The 17,405-nt window shown below is 63.0% G+C and carries 14 protein-coding genes; 7 read left to right on the top strand and 7 right to left on the bottom strand.

Annotation, left to right across the window (positions count from 1 at the left end; all coding sequences use genetic code 11):
• The first annotated feature begins 66 nt into the window (after positions 1-66).
• From VFA08_05540 to VFA08_05530, 3 genes are read left to right on the top strand one after another with little or no spacing between them, the layout of a single operon-like run.
• Entirely contained in the window at positions 67-681 is a 615-nt protein-coding gene (locus VFA08_05540) for an N-6 DNA methylase (GenBank protein HYZ13053.1), read from the top strand.
• On the top strand, positions 678-2,336 hold the full coding sequence (locus tag VFA08_05535) for an Eco57I restriction-modification methylase domain-containing protein (GenBank protein HYZ13052.1): 1,659 nt from the start codon (positions 678-680) through the stop codon (positions 2,334-2,336). The genes VFA08_05540 and VFA08_05535 overlap by 4 nt, the downstream gene beginning before the upstream one ends.
• On the top strand, positions 2,333-4,912 hold the full coding sequence (locus VFA08_05530) for a DEAD/DEAH box helicase family protein (GenBank protein HYZ13051.1): 2,580 nt from the start codon (positions 2,333-2,335) through the stop codon (positions 4,910-4,912). The genes VFA08_05535 and VFA08_05530 overlap by 4 nt, the downstream gene beginning before the upstream one ends.
• Before the next feature lie 570 nt (positions 4,913-5,482).
• Here the strand turns inward: VFA08_05530 and VFA08_05525 are convergent.
• Together VFA08_05525 and VFA08_05520 are read right to left on the bottom strand one after the other, a co-directional pair.
• Positions 5,483-5,770: a hypothetical protein gene (locus VFA08_05525; protein HYZ13050.1), complete on the bottom strand. Its 288-nt coding sequence runs from the start codon at positions 5,768-5,770 to the stop codon at positions 5,483-5,485.
• A gap of 275 nt (positions 5,771-6,045) precedes the next feature.
• The gene (locus VFA08_05520; protein HYZ13049.1) at positions 6,046-6,216 is read right to left on the bottom strand and encodes a hypothetical protein; all 171 of its coding nucleotides are present in this window, start codon (positions 6,214-6,216) and stop codon (positions 6,046-6,048) included.
• A 348-nt stretch (positions 6,217-6,564) separates the two neighbouring features.
• Between VFA08_05520 and VFA08_05515 the strand changes: the two genes are divergently transcribed.
• From VFA08_05515 to VFA08_05505, 3 genes are all read left to right on the top strand, one after another.
• Positions 6,565-7,173 carry a hypothetical protein gene (locus VFA08_05515; GenBank protein ID HYZ13048.1) on the top strand — a complete coding sequence of 203 codons (609 nt, stop codon included), beginning with the start codon at positions 6,565-6,567 and terminating at the stop codon, positions 7,171-7,173.
• A gap of 759 nt (positions 7,174-7,932) precedes the next feature.
• Positions 7,933-8,430 (top strand): hypothetical protein, encoded by a 498-nt coding sequence (locus VFA08_05510; protein HYZ13047.1) that lies wholly within the window; start codon positions 7,933-7,935, stop codon positions 8,428-8,430.
• A gap of 221 nt (positions 8,431-8,651) precedes the next feature.
• A complete protein-coding gene (locus tag VFA08_05505; protein ID HYZ13046.1) occupies positions 8,652-8,978 on the top strand; it encodes a hypothetical protein in 327 nt (108 codons plus the stop codon).
• A 64-nt stretch (positions 8,979-9,042) separates the two neighbouring features.
• On the opposite strand, the gene VFA08_05500 is transcribed toward VFA08_05505, so the two are convergent.
• Together VFA08_05500 and VFA08_05495 are read right to left on the bottom strand one after the other, a co-directional pair.
• On the bottom strand, positions 9,043-10,986 hold the full coding sequence (locus VFA08_05500; GenBank protein ID HYZ13045.1) for a DUF3732 domain-containing protein: 1,944 nt from the start codon (positions 10,984-10,986) through the stop codon (positions 9,043-9,045).
• Between the two features lie 475 nt (positions 10,987-11,461).
• The gene (locus VFA08_05495; GenBank protein HYZ13044.1) at positions 11,462-12,670 is read right to left on the bottom strand and encodes an ABC-three component system protein; all 1,209 of its coding nucleotides are present in this window, start codon (positions 12,668-12,670) and stop codon (positions 11,462-11,464) included.
• Positions 12,671-12,969: 299 nt separating this feature from the next.
• Here VFA08_05495 and VFA08_05490 point away from each other — a divergent pair, with 299 nt between their 5' ends.
• Positions 12,970-13,419 carry a hypothetical protein gene (locus VFA08_05490; protein ID HYZ13043.1) on the top strand — a complete coding sequence of 150 codons (450 nt, stop codon included), beginning with the start codon at positions 12,970-12,972 and terminating at the stop codon, positions 13,417-13,419.
• A gap of 194 nt (positions 13,420-13,613) precedes the next feature.
• Here VFA08_05490 and VFA08_05485 read toward each other — a convergent pair whose 3' ends face one another.
• From VFA08_05485 to VFA08_05475, 3 genes are all read right to left on the bottom strand, one after another.
• Positions 13,614-14,489 (bottom strand): hypothetical protein, encoded by an 876-nt coding sequence (locus tag VFA08_05485; protein HYZ13042.1) that lies wholly within the window; start codon positions 14,487-14,489, stop codon positions 13,614-13,616.
• 4 nt (positions 14,490-14,493) lie between these two features.
• A complete protein-coding gene (locus VFA08_05480; protein HYZ13041.1) occupies positions 14,494-15,057 on the bottom strand; it encodes an SLATT domain-containing protein in 564 nt (187 codons plus the stop codon).
• Positions 15,058-15,695: 638 nt separating this feature from the next.
• A complete protein-coding gene (locus VFA08_05475; GenBank protein HYZ13040.1) occupies positions 15,696-17,333 on the bottom strand; it encodes a DHA2 family efflux MFS transporter permease subunit in 1,638 nt (545 codons plus the stop codon).
• Between the last annotated feature and the right edge of the window lie 72 nt (positions 17,334-17,405).

Here is a 17,405-nt window from a genome sequence, read left to right as displayed (position 1 = left end):
TCTCCGGGTTGAAGTGTGCACCCGCCCTGCCGGTCCGCGGGGCATTAGGCTGAATTATGGTGCCTTGTGCGGTCTAAGCAGCGGGTCGCAGACCACGGGGAGGTGTTCACCCCCGCATGGGTGGTCGAGACGATGCTTGATCTGGTCAGGGAAGAGACCGAACGAATTGACTCCCGCTTCCTAGAGCCCGCATGCGGGAGCGGCAACTTCCTGGTCGAGGTGCTGCGGCGCAAGCTCGCATCGGTCGAGCTGAGGTTCGGCGCGTCTGATTTCGAAAAGCGCCACTACGCCTTGCTCGGGCTGATGTGCGTCTACGGCATCGAGCTGTTGGACGACAACATCGCCGAATGCCGCAACAACCTTCTGGAGATCTTCGCCGCGTACCTCAACCTTGAAGAGTCCGATGACCTCTACAGGGCGGCTTCCCATGTGCTGTCGCAGAACCTCGTCCACGGTGATGCACTCACCATGCGGACCAATGTCGGTGAGCCGATCGCGTTCGCCGAATGGGGATACCTAGGCAAGGGCAAGTTCCAGCGTAGAGATTTCCGACTCGACGTCCTCACCCAGTCCGCCGCGTTCAGCCGGGAGGGCTCCCTCTTTGACGAGCGTGGCAAGCACGACATCTTCCTCCCGACGAGGGCCTACCCGCCCATGACGGTGAGGGATCTGGCTTGGTGAGTGAGGCGCAGGCGGGCTTTGCGCTGCGGGGGCGGAACCCCGACGTCCTGACTTGCATCGCGAACCTCTCCAATGACGAGGTCTTTACGCCGCCGGAGTTCGTCAACAAGATGCTCGACACCCTCGCCGAAGTGTGGGCAGCTGATCATGAAGGGGCCCACATCTGGGCAGATCCGACCGTGAGCTTTTTAGACCCGTTCACCAAGTCTGGCGTGTTCCTCCGTGAGATAACGAGTCGCCTGACTGAAGGGCTCGGGGATGAGATCCCCGATCTGCAAGAGCGGGTCAATCACATCCTGATGAAGCAGGTCTTTGGCATCGCCACCACATACCTCACCAGCCTGCTCGCTCGTCGGAGCGTCTACTGCTCGAAGTGGGCAAACGGCCCCCACTCGATTGCCAAGTCGTTCGCGACCGAAGAAGGCAACATCTGGTTCGAGCGGGTGGAGCACAGCTGGGTCGGCGGCACCGAGTGGGTGCTCACTGCCGACGAGAACGGCAACCAGATCAAGAAGTCCAGGAACGGCAAGTGCATGTTCTGTGGTGCAAAGCAGAGGGACTATGACCGCGGGGAAGCTCTCGAATCACACGCATACGCGTTCATCCACACTGACGACATCAAGGCTCGGATGGGCGACCTGTTTGGAGGGGATATGTTGTTTGACGTGGTAGTCGGGAATCCGCCTTACCAACTCGGCCAAAGTGGAGGTGAATCGGTCGGCAGTTTCGCCATGCCCGTGTACCAGAAGTTTGTGCAGGCTGCACAATCTCTGGATCCCAGGTACGTCGTAATGGTCACACCTTCACGTTGGTTTACTGGGGGACGCGGACTCAATGATTTCCGAAATGAGATGTTGGCGAGCCACCGTCTTCGGGTGCTCGTGGACTTTCCAAACGCTGCCGACGTCTTCCCGGGAGTCAACATAAACGGCGGCGCTAGTTACTTCGTGTGGGAGCGGGACCATGATGGCGACTGCGACGTTGAGACAGTGACTGCAAGTGGGGCGCGTAGTCCAGCCGTGCGCCGCCCCCTCGACGAGTTCGACATTTTTGTTCGTTGGAATGAAGCCGTTCCAATTCTTCGGAGGGTTCGAGCGAGGAATGAAGCAGTCTTCACTCCCCGGGTGTCGACGGTGCAGCCGTTCGGGATGCGAACGCCGTTTCACGGTTCTGAAGGGAAGAGTCAAGCGAATCCGATCAAGTTCTACGGCTCTGGCCGAGTGACTTGGGTGAATAAGAGCGCTCTGCGACTGAACGTTGGTTGGGTCGACAAGTGGAAGGTGCTCTTGACAGCCGCAACCGACGGGAACGAGAACTACCCGTTGCCGATTTGGGACCAACGAGGTCCGTTCATCTCTGGCCCCGGCGAAGCATGCTCCGAGTCATATCTCGTCGCATATGTCGCCACGAGCGAGGAAGAGGCCAAGAACGTGGTCACATACATGCGCACCAAGTTCTTCCGCTTCCTCGTATCCCTTCGCAAGCCGGCTCAACATAACAAGTCAGAGAATTTCGCTTTCGTGCCGGACCTCCCAATGGCGGAGAAATGGACTGACGCCGAGCTGTACGAGCGCTACGAAATCGCCAGCGACGAGCAAGTCTTCATTGACGAGATGATCCGGACGATGGACTTCACCGGCGTGGCTCCAGAGTGAGCGTCAAGTCAGTCGAGGAGATCCTCGCGCCGAAGCCGGAGGCGCGACTTCGTATCTACGCATGGTCGCCGAATGACCCGCCGGCTTCGTACGTTGGTCTAATCAAGGTGGGGCAGACCACTCAGGAAGACGTCAACGTCCGCGTCAGGCAGTCCCAGGGCCAGATGCAACAGGCCTACACCCTTCACGCCGACGTCCTGGCCGAACGTGAGGATGGAAGCATTTTCCGGGATAGCGATGTGCGGCAGCGTCTGATCACCAAGGGCTTTGAGAACCCCATGATTGGCGCGTCGCGGGAATGGATGCGCTGCACGCCCGACGATGTCAGCACGGCGTTGACAGAACTGCAGAAGGGCCTCCGGCTTACGGGCACACATCACTTGAAGTTCCGGATGCGCCCCGAGCAGGCCGATGCGGTCGACAAGGCGCTCGGGTACTTCAGCTCGATCTGGGCGGAGGATGCCAAAGCTGTTCCGCGCTTCCTGTGGAACGCCAAGATGCGTTTCGGGAAGACCTTCGCGGCGTATCAACTGGCGAAGAAGCTCGGCGCCAAGCGGGTTCTTGTCGTCACGTTCAAGCCGGCTGTGGAAGATGCCTGGCAGACCGACCTCGAGTCCCATATTGACTTCAACGGATGGCAGTACCTGTCGCGTTCGTCTGGCAGCGATCCGACCCGAGTCGACTCGGACAAGCCCGTCGTCTACTTCGGTTCGTTCCAGGACCTGCTTGGTCGTGACACGAACGGGAACATTAAGGCCAAGAACGAGTGGCTCCATACGGTGAACTGGGACCTCGTTGTCTTTGACGAGTACCACTTCGGCGCCTGGCGTGACACCGCGAAGGAGTTGTTCGAGGGCGAGGACGACGCGGTCGCCAAGAAGGAGACAAAGCTTGAATACGCGACCGAACTCGCGACGGTCAATGAGGACCTGACGGAACTCTCCGAGCAGGAAACCGAGTTCCTCCCGATCACCACCAGGGCGTACCTCTACCTGTCCGGCACGCCGTTCCGGGCGTTGGGGACGGGTGAGTTCATCGAGGAGCAAATCTTCAACTGGACTTACACCGATGAACAACGCGCCAAGGAAGAGTTCGCTGCGGAACACTCCGACACATGGAACCCTTACGACGCGCTGCCACAGATGCGACTGCTCACCTATCAGATGCCCGACGAGTTGTTGGCGATCGCGAGCGGCGGCGAGTTCGACGAGTTCGACCTGAACGAGTTCTTCGCTGCAACCGGGACGGGGGCGAGCGCGGAGTTCAAGCACAAGGGCGACGTCCAGAAGTGGCTCGAGATCATCCGGGGTTCCTATACGCCGGCACAGGTCGCTAATCTCAAGCTCGGGAGTCAACGCCCCCCGTTGCCCTACTCCGACGATCGACTGCTGCCCTATCTGCAACATTCGTTCTGGTTCCTGCCGAAGGTCGCTTCGTGCCACGCGATGGCGAATCTGTTGGCGGAGAAGCACAACACCTTCTGGCACGCCTACACGGTGCTCACCGTCGCCGGGCCATCTGCGGGGATTGGGCTCGATGCACTGCCGCCGGTCCGCAAGGCGATAGGGAGCGGGTTCGAGACGAAGACGATCACGTTGTCGTGCGGGAAGCTCGCGACGGGGGTTACCGTCCCGCAGTGGTCCTCGATCCTGATGCTCCGCAACCTAAAGTCGCCCGAGACCTACTTCCAGGCTGCGTTCCGCGTTCAGTCGCCGTGGTCGATCAAGAACCCGAACGGAGACAACCCGAACGAGGAAGAGATCTTGAAGCCGGTCTGTTTCGTGTTCGACTTCGCACCGACTCGCGCGTTACGCCAGCTCTCCGAGTACGGCATCGGACTGTCGCCGAATGAACCCAGCCCCGAGAAGGCCGTCGAGGACCTCGTCTCGTTCCTGCCCGTGCTCGCCTACGACGGGTCGCACATGATGCAGATCGACGCAGGCGGAATCCTGGACATCGCGATGGCTGGGACCTCCGCGACGTTGCTCGCTCGCAAGTGGGAGAGCGCACTGCTCGTGAACGTGGACAACGACACATTGCGTCGCATCCTCAACAACCCAGACGCCATGGCGGCCGTCGAACGGATCGAAGGTTGGCGTTCGCTGGGCGACCACATCATCGAGACCATCATCAACAAGAGCGAGAAGCTCAAGGAGCTCAAGAACAAGGCCAAGGACGGCGACCTCACGGCGACTGAGAGGAAGGAGCTCACGGACGAGGAGAAGAAATACAAGTCGAAGCGAAAGCTCGTCCAGGAGAAGCTGATCAAGTTCGCGACCCGCATTCCGGCGTTCATGTATCTCACCGACTTCCGCGAGAACACACTCCAGGACGTGATTACCAAGCTGGAGCCGGATCTGTTCAACGCCGTCGCCGGTCTCGCCGTCGAGGACTTCCACCTACTTGTCCGCCTCAAGGTCTTCAACACCGAGCAGATGAACCAGGCGGTGTTCGCGTTTCGGCGCTATGAGGACTCCAGCCTCGCCTACACCGGCATCGACTCGCACCCTGGCCTCACGCACTATGGCCTTTACGACACTGTGGTCGCTCGTGACACCGTTGGCTCGGACGTGTAGTCGCGGCCGTGCGGCTCGCACAACGCCGCCCGCGCCGAGACCATGAACGACTCGCTCGTAGCGAGAAGGATCCTTAGCGAATGTCACCGAAGGTGATGGTGAACGGACCCGACGACGTGTTCGTGGAGCGGGAGGGCTTCTTGCGCTCCATTCCGAAGACCTGCTAGTTTTCGTCGCGTCAGAGCCTTCGGCTACGTTCGCATCTCGAAGATGGACGAGGGCACGACCTCGCCACAGCGGCAGCGGCGGACAATCGAGCGTTGGTGTGCCGAGCGCGGGATTGAGCTCGTAGAGACGTTCGAGGACTTCGACCTATCGGCGTTCAACGGCCGGCGCCGGCCCGGCCTCGAGCGGATGCTTGGTCGCCTCGGCGACGTGAAGTGGGTCGTCTCGTGGCGGCTGGATCGACTGGCGCGCTCCGTCTCGGGCTTCTCGAAGCTCATCGATCGACTCGAGGAGGCCGGCGTCAAGCTCGCTACGACCGACGGGCAGGTAGATATGAGCTCCGCAGCCGGCCGCGCGATGGTTCAGATGACGGCGGTCTTCGCCGAGCTCGAGGCGGGAACCACCTCAGAGCGGGCGCGCCAGATGCACGCGTACAAGCACGAGCGAGGAGATTGGGTCGGGCAGGTGCCGCGAGGGGTCCGCCGCTCCGGCAAGACAATCGAGCCAGACCCGGAGCAGTTTGGTGAGATCGAGGAGGCGGCGAGCCGGCACGTCGCCGGCGAGAGCCTCCGTCGGATCGCGCTCGATATCGGTATCCACCATCCGAACCTGGCGCGGATGCTGCGCTCCGATCGTGTAGTTGAGGCCTTGCCGCCGGAGCTCGGCGCACGCCTCGTGCAAGAGCTCGCTCATCGCGGGCGCACGGGTAGTCGGGCCGTCCGATCGCTACTTGGTGGGATCGCGCGATGCGGTGAGTGCGAGGGAGCCATGACGATTGTTGGAACGAGGAGCGGCGGCAACGGACGTAAGACTGGGCCGCCTACTCGTGCCGCGAGCGTGGACACGTCAGCATCTCTGCGCCCTGGCTCGACGCCTTCGTCTCAGAGCAGGTGCTCGCAGCGATCGACACGCGGAAGCTCGCGCGACGCCTCGCGCGCAAGCGCCGACCAGCGCAGACCCGCACCGCGTCAGAGCTCGAGGCACGGCTCGAGCTCCTCGAGCGCGACTTCTATGAACTCGGCGGGATGGCACGCGATTCGTACCTTCGCCGGCGTGAGGGCATCCTCCGTCGGCTTGAGGCGGCGCGCGCAGCCGAGGCCCACGAAGACATCGATCTTCCGCGGGAGCCTGCATTGCATCTATCGGAACGATGGCCGGAGCTGTCTATCGAAGGTCGCCGTCGAACTATCCAAGCGGTGCTCAAGGGCGTGCCCATCGAGCGAGCGCGGAGCCACGGGCCGATTGATCCGGCGCGAGTTGAGGTCAACTGGCGTTAGCCGCCGAGAGGCATGGCCGGCGCTGCAAACCTCGTACGCCCACTGCGTATGCAACACTCGCGTGGCTCGCGGTATCTGGCCTTGGCGGTGTGGACGAGAGACATAACAACGACGGGAGTAGGGCACTGACCTGCAGGCCCACGAAGACCTAGCGCCGGGTTCCACTCGATCGCCCTAGACATCACAAGGCGCAAGCGCAAGGCTTGCGGCGTGGTGCAAGGTGACGCCGACCTGATCGAGACGCTTGCCCGCTTCAAGCGTGCCTTTGAGACCCGCGCCGCAGACCCAGACTGGCACCCCTCCGAAGAAGGCGTCCGCGAGGATCTGGCCGTCGCCTTGCGTTCGGCCTTGGGACAGCCAACTGACTCCATACACTACGAGCACCCCTTTGGCGCCTCTCGCATCGACCTTTGGGTTGCTCCATCGCGCCAGGCAATCGAGGTTAAGTTCCATCGTCCGATCCGCAGTGGGCACAGCCGACCATTGACGCAGCAATACGGTGCGCTCCTGGCCGACTGCCAAAAGCTCGCGTCAGCCGACGCGGCAGATCGATTGGTCGTATTGGTGACGGACAGGGCGGGCGCCACTCACTTGGCCAACAAGGGCCAGTTGCCGAGTTCGACCGGTGGCGAGCCGTGTCTTGTCGGGACCATGGAGGTCGAGAAGCTGCCCACCACCGCAGTCGGGTTTCTGTCGTACTCCGGCCCGTGGATCCCGATCTCAGTCGAGCTCATCTGGCGGGCATCGGGGGGACCGTGGATGTTCTTCGCCTGGCGTATCGGCGTGCAGCATCCGGCGACGGGCATGAGGGCTGTGTAGGCGGCATGCATCCGGTCGACGGGACGTCCTGGTGCTACTTCCGCTGCCTTGTCCAGGCCAGCTACCGGGAGGCGCGACATATTGGGCCCCCGGGTGACTTCGACGCCAAGTGCCATGTGACGGGTGGATTCTCGGAGGCGGCAGCTTTGTGCTCTCGCAACCGCAAGAGACTCAAGAGCCTGGATCTGTGGAGGAGCACCGAAAGGGCGAAGTCCACGGTTGAGGTTCTCGCTCCGTACATGTCCGTGTCAGGCCTCGCCCCCGAAGAGCTTCCTGAGCTGTTCGTACTCTCGACATGGCAGCCCGGCTACGGAGGACATCCGTGGGCGCATATCGCCGGAGTAATGTCGCAATTGCGCGAGGCCATCAATGAAGGTGGCGTCACGACCGTTCTAGCGTTGTGCGAACAGGCTCGAGGACTTCGTCACAACTCCGGCCCACTCGTGCCGAGCGCTGAGAAGTGGGCGACCGATCGGTGGCTTCAGGAGAAGTGGCCACAGCTGTGTCCTGAAGGTGATCTCAGGAGCAAGAACTGCCGCTCAACGTCCGCCCCCAACAAAGGAAGCTGACCTCTCACAGGGCAGCGATTGCAGGATTCAGCCGGTTGTCCGTCATTGCCAAGTCATGTGGAGCCCGACCGCGTCCCAGCTGGCGGTATCCCCCGAGACCACGTTGTACCTACGCTGCTGCCTCATGTTCCGATCGGCCGACTTGACCCGAGCCGTCTTGATGTCGGAGTACTCAGCTAGAGTCGCGCGCGTGCATACGACTGAGGCGAGGCAGGCCCGGCATGAGGCGGCGGAGCGGTATAAGCCCGAGCCGGTTGACCTGCTGATTGTGGCGGAGGCTCCCCCGGGCGCCTTGGACCGCTACTTCTACTTCGAGGATGTTACGCAGCAGGACTCGCTGTTTCGCTATGTCGCGCGCGGCGTCCTCGGAGCCGAGCCGACACGTGCGAACAAGGCCGAGCTGCTGGCGCAGCTCAAAGAACGGGGAGTCTTCTTGGTTGACCTCAAGCCGGAGCCGGTGGATGGAACTCCGCTCGCAGACAGCGTGCCCGGGCTGATCGAGCGGTGCCGCGCCCTCGCGCCCCGGGCTATCGTCCTCGTCAAGGCAACGGTCTACGACGCCGTGTACTCGCCCATGAAGCGGGCTGGCCTGCCGGTTGTCGACGAGCGGATCCCCTTCCCGGGAAGCGGACAGCAGAGGCGGTTTCAGGAATCACTCGCACGCGCTCTTCAGACTGCGAGTAGGTGAGGATTGGGGTCCCAACATCGGCCGGTGGCTACCAGCGAATCTGAGTCGTCCCGAGAATGAAGCGACCTGGAAGCCCACTTCGAGAGGACGAGCTTCAGCCTCCGTGGTTGTGTCGATAGGTGTCAGCGGTGTTCGCCTGGCCGCGTTCCGTCGACCTCGGGTTGAATCGCAGAGCGCGAAATGACAAGCGTGTAAGATAGCGCGAGAAGAAGGAGCCTGGGTTGCGGTTCAACTATTTGGATCTCGGCCAGCGGCGCAGAGGCGACATCGTCGAAGTGAACCTTTCGGGGAATGCAGCCTACGTGCGTTCGCCCGGGCGCCACCCCCTCGAGGAGGAGCGGCTGGGTCGGAAGCTGACTCTTGCCGAGAACCGGGAAGTCCGGCGCGGGACGCTGCCACCGGGAGTCGACATCAAAGGGACGGCGTGCCTGTTCGTGGGCAGGTTCAAGCCCAGTGGGATCTTCCGTCGCCTCGTCGACCACGGCGCGCCCGCCCGCGACACCGACATCGTCGTCTTGACGTGCTACGGCTCGGATCTCGCCGCCTGAGATCGGCTCGGGAGGGACCGGCTACGTCCAAGCGGACGTTTGGCCACCGCCCCAAGGAGGAGTTTCAGGGATTGGCGTCGAGCCATTGAGTAGGCACGAGCTTGCTTCCCCCCCGCCAGACCTCAACGAGCGAATCCTGGAACCAGGCGGCCGGTAGGTTGGCGTGATCCGTCACGACAATCTGTAGTGCAGGGGATAGTTCGCCAACCAGGTCGTTCATCAGAGCGAACATCGCCTCTACAGACCTGCGGTCATCATCGCTTAAGTCTTCTGTGGCTACATCAGTCACATCGGGCGGGTAGAAAGCCTGGGTAGGCTGGTCGAGCATCAGAAATCGCGGCACGGGCCGATCGTGCTGAGCAAACCACTTGTGAAGAGCGAGATGTGCGACGAGATGGTACCCGACCCAGTTGCTTGCACTCCCCATCCTCTCCAGCGGGATCGGACCGTCCGTTGTGTCAACGACCACGGTCAGCTGGGCAGGGTCAATTCGTGCTCTTCCGCCGATGTGCTCCAGACGCAAGCGTTCCGCCCACTCGGTCATGTCATCACCAATGACATTCAGCCGGGAAACAACCTGTTGCCGTTCGTTCTCGGGGTCGAGCTCGTCCTCAAGGTCCTCGACCTGTCGACGCAAGTTATCGACGGTGGCTTCAAGGTCGCTTAGAGAGACCTCCTCAGCCTGCTCCAGTTGTTCCAAGTGTTGCACGATTCGGCCCTTGACGTATGCTCGTGCCATAGCTTCTTCGCGGAAGGATCGGATGCGCTCCCGATCCCTGGATAGAGCGGCCAGCGACTCGTGCACATCGCGAAGGCGCTGTCGTAGCTCACCGGCCCGAGTCTCGAGATCAGAAAGCGCGTCGCTCCGTGCTGGTTCCGCCGCTGCCGCCCCGTCGAGTTCTGCGCGCGTCTCGGCCGCCGCCTCAATGAGTTGACTGACTGTCGCGTCCGCCTCCTCGATCAAGGAGCCACATATGGGGCAATGATCAGACTGGCCGTCTCCCGCCGGAAGGACATTGAGGCTCTCAAGACGCGCCGCCTGTTCGCTCAACTCTCCCTGGTAGTCGGCTTGGTCGGAGCTCGCTGTGCGCAAGACCTGGGTTCGCTCCGCGATCGCCCTGAGTTCCGCAGTGAGGTCCTGGCTCTGCTGGGCGAGGCGTGGGTACTCTGATTCAGAGGCGGGTTCAGCGAGGGCTGGCTCTGTCGGCGCGTCGAGCGCCTCGCGTAGAAGTGAAATTGGATCAGCAACTTCGTCCACTTGACTCGGAACCAGCCCTGAGTCCACTGCTTCAGCAAGAAGAGCGATGCCTCGTGAGGGGGCTCGGAGCTGTGCCCGTCGAGTGTCCTCGAGTCGCCTCTCGGCTTGACGAAGCTCGCGGCGCAAGTGATAGAGGCGACTCCTCAGCGTGGGTGCCTCGCGGTTCACAGCGCCGAGGAAGTACGGAAGAGTGTCTTTGATCGCCTGCGGCATGAAGTCTTCTTCCTGGCGATGAAAGAGCTGTCTGGGATTGGCGATTTCGTTCTGTCGCTGGAAGCAGAAGAGAGAGGCGTGGCGCACCATCGGGCGCAGCGGAGGCCGAGTTGCACCGGAGGGCGGGACGTTTTCGTACTCTCCGATCCCGCTAACTCTGGTCAGGTACTCGGTAACGGCGTCGGCATTTGAGTTGACCTCGAGTTCGCTGTGCTCGGGAAATGTCAGATCAGGCCCGCCAAGGACCAATTGGGCTCCCGATACTGTGGCCTGTCCTGCGCGAGGACCGGGCCGTCCGACGAAGACAGAATGATCAGAGACGCCGACGATGAGGCCGTACCACTCCACTGAGCGCGTTACGGCCCCCTCGGGCAGACTGACCGTGCTCCGGCCGAGACAGAACTCAACAATCTCAAGGAGAGCAGATTTGCCGGTCTTGGCTTCGCCGGTGATGATATTGAGCTCACCGGGGCGCAATTCGATCGTTCGTCTCTGCCCTTCTCGGTTCCAAATGGCTACGGCCTTGAGCTGAATCATGGCCGCACTCCAAGCAGCCCGAAGATCGTTGCGGCGTCCTGCCTTCGAGCGAACCATCGACCGACGAATCGGGCGGCTCGGAAGCACTCAGCCACCTCTTCGGTTTGATCGCGTGGAGTGCGAAGCTGGGTCGTTGCCCGCAGCCTTCCGCCGTCAACCTCCAACGCACCGCTGCGCAAGGCGAGCCGAAGCGCTTCTCGGACCAGTGGTACAAGCGGTCGTGCGCGACGGCCGAACCCGACGCGCACCTCCGCCTGTCCCTGAAGCCAGTTTGAGAAGTGGGCCTGGATGCTTGCCGGTAAAGCTTCGCGCGTTCTCTCGTGGAGAGAGAAGACGGGTACGAGGAAGCTCAACGTCCAGGGCATGGGCTCGCCAGCGGTCCGCTCGAAGTCTGCAACTGCGGCCGTCAATAGGGCGGCGAGAAAGGCGGGGTTCAGAAGGCGCGCCTCCTCTACCGGACGGTCAATCCACTTCGTCATGTGCTCTCCACGACTGGGCTAAGGAGTGCCTCAAGGCGGGCCTCGAAGTCCGGGTGCCAGCCGACTCGACGGTCATCGGCCAAGCCGTGGAAGCTTCCCCGAGTCATAAACGACTCGTCGTAACGCTCCCGAATCCTCGCCCTCGCTGTTTCGGCCGCCCGTGCAAAGATCTCTCGCCCATGGCGTTGTTTCTCTGGTTCCTCGGCATCGCCTGCTAGTTCAGCGGTCAGGTTGGTGAAGACGAACCGCCACTCATCGACGAGTCTGGCCTCGAAGCGGTCGATCTCGTCGACCCCGAGGAGGTCTCGGCGGAGCCACCGTGATCGCTGCGTGAACGCGCGGTAGTAGTCGCGGATGGCAAGGGCAAGTTGCTCCTGGGTCGCTGCAATCAGTTCAAGCTGGCGCACGAACACACGGCTCTGGAAGCCGGCAACAGCAAACTCGTCCGGATCAGGCAGGTCCGGGTCCCGTGGCAAATTCTCGGGACCGAACTGGTCGCGGACGTCCTGGATAGCATGCAACATGTCGGTGGCCGCAAGCGCACGAAACTCGCGTCGCAGAAGTCGAACTGCGATGCCGAACCACCAACCCTTTACGTGCTCCATGAATGCGTCCGCGCGCTCTGTGCTTGGCAGAGCCCAATAGAGAGCCATCTTTAGCCGTTCATCGATCTCGCCAATAGTCAAGGATCCGTCGGCTACCTTGATCGCATCCACGAGTTGCCGCCGCCGGTTCGAGGACAACCTAGAGAAGCGTGTCCGCCAAGGTGCAGTAGTCCGGTTAGTGGATGATGTGGAAGCTCTAAGCAGGGCCCGCTGAGCACGCTCTGGGTCTCGGCCCTCGTCCTCTCGCAAGTATGAGGCTGCACTTGCCTCAGGGGCGACCCCCGTTGTGATGAGGGTGAGGGCTGGCGTCTCTTCGGCGCCAAGTTCCTCAAGAACAGAGATCCATACGTTGATGGTTCGCCAGAGATCCACGCTTGTATCGCTGAGGTCGCCACGGGATTGCAGGCGATGCTTGGTCTGGATCAGTTCCTTCGCCGATCCATGCTCGTCAAACTGCACGTCGTCAAGGAGCTCGAGGGTCAAGGTCAGCTCGGGCTCACGGCTGGCCCGTTCGGCAAGTAGGAGAAGGGGCAGATAGCACTGATAGAGGTAGCCGATGGCGGATTCAGCCGCACTGTGTTCCGTACCTCGTCGCTCCATAGGGCGAGCGTAGCGCCCAGGCGAGACCTCGTTCCCACGGGAGGGGAAGAAGAAGAGAGAGCAACTGAGCGCCAGCGGCGGTGCCCGAGCCCCCGCTACTTGGGAGGCCCGGTGTACGCACTAGGTGTCCGCGGACGGGGAGGGGTGGAAGAGTAGGCATGAGGGGACGTCGCTGGGATTGCGCTCCGCGGCTGTCCAACTTGTCCGTGACGGAGGCTCACACACCCAACGTGGAGGGCAGCGTCCCTCTCCTGTTCCGGGATCTCTGCGGTCCGAGCGGCGTCGTATCCTGCGATGCCATGAGCGCCGACGCTGAACTGTTAGGCGGTCGAGAGTGTTTCGTGTGTCTGCGGCCGTCTGGTCTCAAGCGCTACTGCCCGATCTGCGAGGGCCTGCTCACGCGCAAACGAAAGGGGCAAAAGCCGAATATGCGCGCTCGGCGGGAGGCGCTACACGATCAGTGGAACGAGGACCTGCAGGCGTTCATCTGCAAGTACACGTCCATCGCCTTGACCCACACCGGCGGTGCGCGCAACGCCGAGTGGGAGCATGTCGTCCCCAGGGACGAGTCGAGCGTTGTGTTGGTCGCCGCTCTCGTTAATCGCATGAAGGCGGACCTCACAGAGGACCAGTGGGACGCGATGATCGGTGCGCTCCACGCTCTCCGTATCGAAGGCAAGCCGTTCGATGAGTCTGCCCTTCCACCGAATTGGCAGACCAAGGCGAGCTCCTGGCGAAACGGCGATTAGGCGGCCGGGCCTATCGGGGGACATGGCCCCGCGTCCCGGCGCGCGACGCCCAAGTAGGTCCCTGACCCAGTCCTCCCAGTCTACGGACAAGGAACGTTGTCCGCCGATCGGGCAATGCGCGATCTAGCGACGTCTCAAAGAGCCCGACTGGCTGGCGTGTTACCCATCTGGCGTGTTACCTGACGGCCCCGCGCTTAGCCGTAAGCGGGGAACTGGTGCCTGAACACCGCGTCCCACTTCTCGAACGCCTTCTGAGTCTGCCCGCTGGCTCGGTACTGTTCCGCTTCGGCAGAGTTCTTGGCATCTTGTCGAAGCATGTTCACCGCCGTATTTCGATCCGCGGCCGAGAGATCGGCGTCGATGCGGCGACCGTCGGGCCAAGGGTCGGGGAAGGGATTCGCCGCCCACCCGGGCATCACTCGGAGGGTCTCCGCGACGGCGGCGGGGTAGGGCGAGGAGATGACCGAGTCATCCCGCCACATACGCTCGACCATCAACTCGACGTGGATCGAGCTGAGATGGTGGCCGTTCGCGATGTTCCAAGCCTTGAGGAGCTTCACCAAGGGTTTGAGCTGGTTCGCCTTGGCCTCGTCCGCCTTGCGCATCAACGTCGAGTGGAAGCCGGGATAGGTGGCTCGCCAGTTCCCACTGCCATCGGGCATGAGGAAGCCTCCCCCCTTTCGACGGAAGCAAGGCACTACATCGGCGGTGATGTCCGCGAAGTCGAGCCTGATCGCCATGCGCTTCGTGCTCACCTTGGTTGAAGTGAACCGCTCGTTGAGCGCGTCCCGCACCATGTACAAGAACTTGGACGAGTCGTTGCCGTAGACAGGGTCGTACTTGTTGACCGACAGCGACGCCATGATGTCGACGTCCCTAGTCCATCTCACCATCGTCCCTCGCCGGAAGGACCCCGTGTAGAACACACCTGTCGAGGAGTCCAACACGAAGTTCGTCTCGAAGAACGACTCGATGCTCTTGATGTGAGCCAAGGCCGTCGCCTTCTGTTTGTTGGTGAGAGCGAGCCTGGAGCGAAACTCGTCAAACGCCCCCACGAGGGTAGTGGCCATGAGCTCAGCTCGGATACTCCAGCCAGAGGGGGTCGTTCTCGTAGTCAGACTCCCCGGCGGCGATCCCGTCCTTCGCCTTCTTGTACGCCCACGCCGGAAGGTGACGAGGGGGCGACTCCCGCAGCTCGTTGCGGCGCTTGCTGAGGTGGGTACAACGGTCCCGGAGAGCGTCGTCGCTAAGGGGGGATCGAAGGTCAAGCTGCTGGAATGTCCGGGCATCGTTCGCCAGAGAGATGAACCGATCCCCGTTTAGGCCGTGTCCCTCTGCGATTTCATCCGGCCGAAGGAAGGTGCGCGCCGCACTCAGACCCGCCGCGATGAGTGCGAGCGTGGCCGTGAGTCCCTTGTCTCCCCCCGCGAGCGCGGAAACGGCCGCCCCTCCGGCCACCAACGCACCTGCGACGGCAGCGGGGACACCGAGCCACCGGTTGATGACCTCCCAGCGGTTCCCTACGGCCTGATGCTCCCGACCCGAATAGGTGGAGTCGATGATGACGCGGTTGGCCTCGTGCCAGAGCGCGCGACGAAGTTCGTCACCACCCTGCAGGGGCTCGGGCGTCTCGACCATGCTGCTGAGGGTATTGCCCAGTACCGACGCCACCGGAACACGACTCACACCCGAGGACCCGCCGGGATCTGCGGGGCCTCGATCGAGCTGGGCTACTTCTTGGCGGTGCGCGGCTCGCGGGCGGTCGCCTACCCGGTCCAGGTGCCTCGCGACGGATGGCAACTGGGGGATGAGAAGGTCGGGTGAATACTCGCTCGTACGTTCGCTTGATGGATAGGCCGAATCTCGCGTTCGAGCGTCTCGCGGTCTATTCCGCTGTCGGCTTCCAGGGCATCGATGAACGCCGAGAACCCCCGCTTACCAGATGTCAAACCAGTCCCACAGGGTGTTATCGAGGTCCGTTCACCAAGACGCTGACGGAGGGGGTGGCGGTCAGCATTTTCCGAGGATAGTCCGACCGTACGACCAGCCCTAACACCCCTCCCGACTCGGTAGGGAGCAGACCGGAGACGAGAAGGGATATTTAGGAGGTTCACCGACTCGAGGCGCCGACCCCGGCCAGCCCCTCCTCAAGCTTCCCTTCGTCTCTGCCCGCGATCACCACCCGGTTCTCACGGGCGAGGGCTCGGGCAAGGGGAGACCGATGCCCGAGCCTCCTCCCGTGATCAGCACACTGCGGTCGACGAGCCTCATCGCGCTCAGCGCTCGCTTCGTTCGAGGACCGGTTCCAACTCGGCCACGACGGGGTCGCGCTCGAGCGTGATCGAGACCCGTTCCTCGTCGCGTGAGCGCGCAGGGAGGAACAGCAGGGCGAGCAAGGCGCCGGCGAGCGCGACCGCGCCGGTCACCACGGATCCGATCTGGAACGCGTGGACGAACGCGTCTTGGGCCGTGAGCACGATCCCCTGCCCCGCCGCACCGCCGACCCGTCCTGCGATCTGGAGGGCCGCGGCCAGCGAGTCGCCCGCCTCGGCGCGGAGGCCGGCGGGAACCGGCGTCCTCGACAGCGCGTCGACGATCCGGCCGCCGTAGACCGAGGCCATGATGCTTCCGAGCACCGCGACGCCGAGCGTTCCACCGACCTCGCGCGTTGTGTCGTTCACCGCCGATCCCACGCCCGCCTTCTCCTTCGGCAGGGAATCGAGGATCGACTCGGTGGCCGGCGCGGCGGCGGAGCCGAGGCCGAACCCCATCAGGACCATCGCCGTCGCGATCACGGAGTACGACGTCGCAGCGTCGTTGGTCGCGGCGATGGCGAACCCGCCCGCCATGAGGACGAGCCCCGTGGCGACAACGAGCTTGGTCCCGACGCGCTGCACGACCTTCGGCGACGTGACGGCCGCGGCCACCATGGCGAACGCGAACGGCAACGTCCGCACCCCCGCCTGTAGGGCCGAGTACCCCTTCACCAGCTGCAGGTACTGCGTCACCAGGAAGATGAATCCGAACAGAGCGAAGAACCCCAGCGTGATGGCGAGGCTCGCCGCGGTGAACCGCATGTTGCGGAACAGGCGGACGTCGAGCAGAGGAGCCGGGACACGGCGCTCCCACCACACGAACGATGCGAGAAGCGCGGCCGCAGCGACGAGCCCCACGATCGTCTCGGTCGAGACCCACCCGTTCTGGGGCGCCTCGATGAGCGACCACACCAGCAGCGTCACGCCGGCGATCGACAGGCCGAGGCCAGTGAGGTCGAGTCTCGCCGCGCGCGGATCGCGCGACGTCGGAACCAGGAAGAGCGTGCCGACGATCCCGACGAGGACGATCGGCACGTTCACCAGGAACACCGAGCCCCACGAGAAGTGCTCGAGCAGCCACCCACCCGAGATCGGGCCGAGCGCCACGCCGACACCGGCGATGGCGGTCCAGATCCCGATGGCGGCCGCGCGCTCGCGCGCGTCCGTGAACACGTTGACGATGAGCGCCAGCGTCGAGGGGAAGATGAACGCGGCCCCGACGCCCATGAGCGCGCGCGCGGTGATCAGTTGTCCGGTGCTCGACGCGAAGGCGCCTGCCGCTGAGAAGGCGCCGAACACGAGCAGGCCCACGAGCAGCCCTCCCCTGCGGCCGAACCGGTCGCCGAGGCCGCCGGCGGCGAGCAGCAGGCCGGCGAAGACGAGCGTGTACGCGTCGACGATCCACTGCAGGCTGCTGGTCCCGGCGTTCAGCTCGCGCGCGAGCGTGGGCAGAGCCACGTTCACGATCGTGTTGTCCGTGACGATCACGAACAGCGAGATGCACAGCACGGCCAGGATCTGCCAGCGGCGCGGATTCAGGCCGGCGGTCTGGGGTGCGGTTTCCATCGGTCGGATCGAGGCCGCTTCTGTTGTTGCCATCGTCGTTCCTCCCTCCTTGGGGCCTAGTGAACGGTCACTACCTTCCTGATTGAAAAAGAGAGAGCGCTTTGT

The sequence above is a fragment of the Actinomycetota bacterium genome (assembly GCA_035640355.1).
GTDB lineage: Bacteria > Actinomycetota > UBA4738 > UBA4738 > HRBIN12 > CALGFI01.
The sequence above is the reverse complement of the archived record's forward strand: the minus strand, read 5'-3'. Positions and strand labels throughout refer to the sequence as shown.

Excerpts from the sequence above, each read along its gene's own strand:
- VFA08_05520 (HYZ13049.1), bottom strand. The coding sequence starts at position 6,216 with ATGCAATGCAGGCTCCCGCGGAAGATCGATGTCTTCGTGGGCCTCGGC.
- VFA08_05500 (HYZ13045.1), bottom strand. The coding sequence starts at position 10,986 with ATGATTCAGCTCAAGGCCGTAGCCATTTGGAACCGAGAAGGGCAGAGA.
- VFA08_05485 (HYZ13042.1), bottom strand. The coding sequence starts at position 14,489 with ATGGCCACTACCCTCGTGGGGGCGTTTGACGAGTTTCGCTCCAGGCTC.
- VFA08_05480 (HYZ13041.1), bottom strand. The coding sequence starts at position 15,057 with ATGGTCGAGACGCCCGAGCCCCTGCAGGGTGGTGACGAACTTCGTCGC.
- VFA08_05495 (HYZ13044.1), bottom strand. The coding sequence starts at position 12,670 with ATGGAGCGACGAGGTACGGAACACAGTGCGGCTGAATCCGCCATCGGC.
- VFA08_05525 (HYZ13050.1), bottom strand. The coding sequence starts at position 5,770 with ATGAGCGAGCTCTTGCACGAGGCGTGCGCCGAGCTCCGGCGGCAAGGC.
- VFA08_05490 (HYZ13043.1), top strand. The coding sequence starts at position 12,970 with ATGAGCGCCGACGCTGAACTGTTAGGCGGTCGAGAGTGTTTCGTGTGT.
- VFA08_05475 (HYZ13040.1), bottom strand. The coding sequence starts at position 17,333 with ATGGCAACAACAGAAGCGGCCTCGATCCGACCGATGGAAACCGCACCC.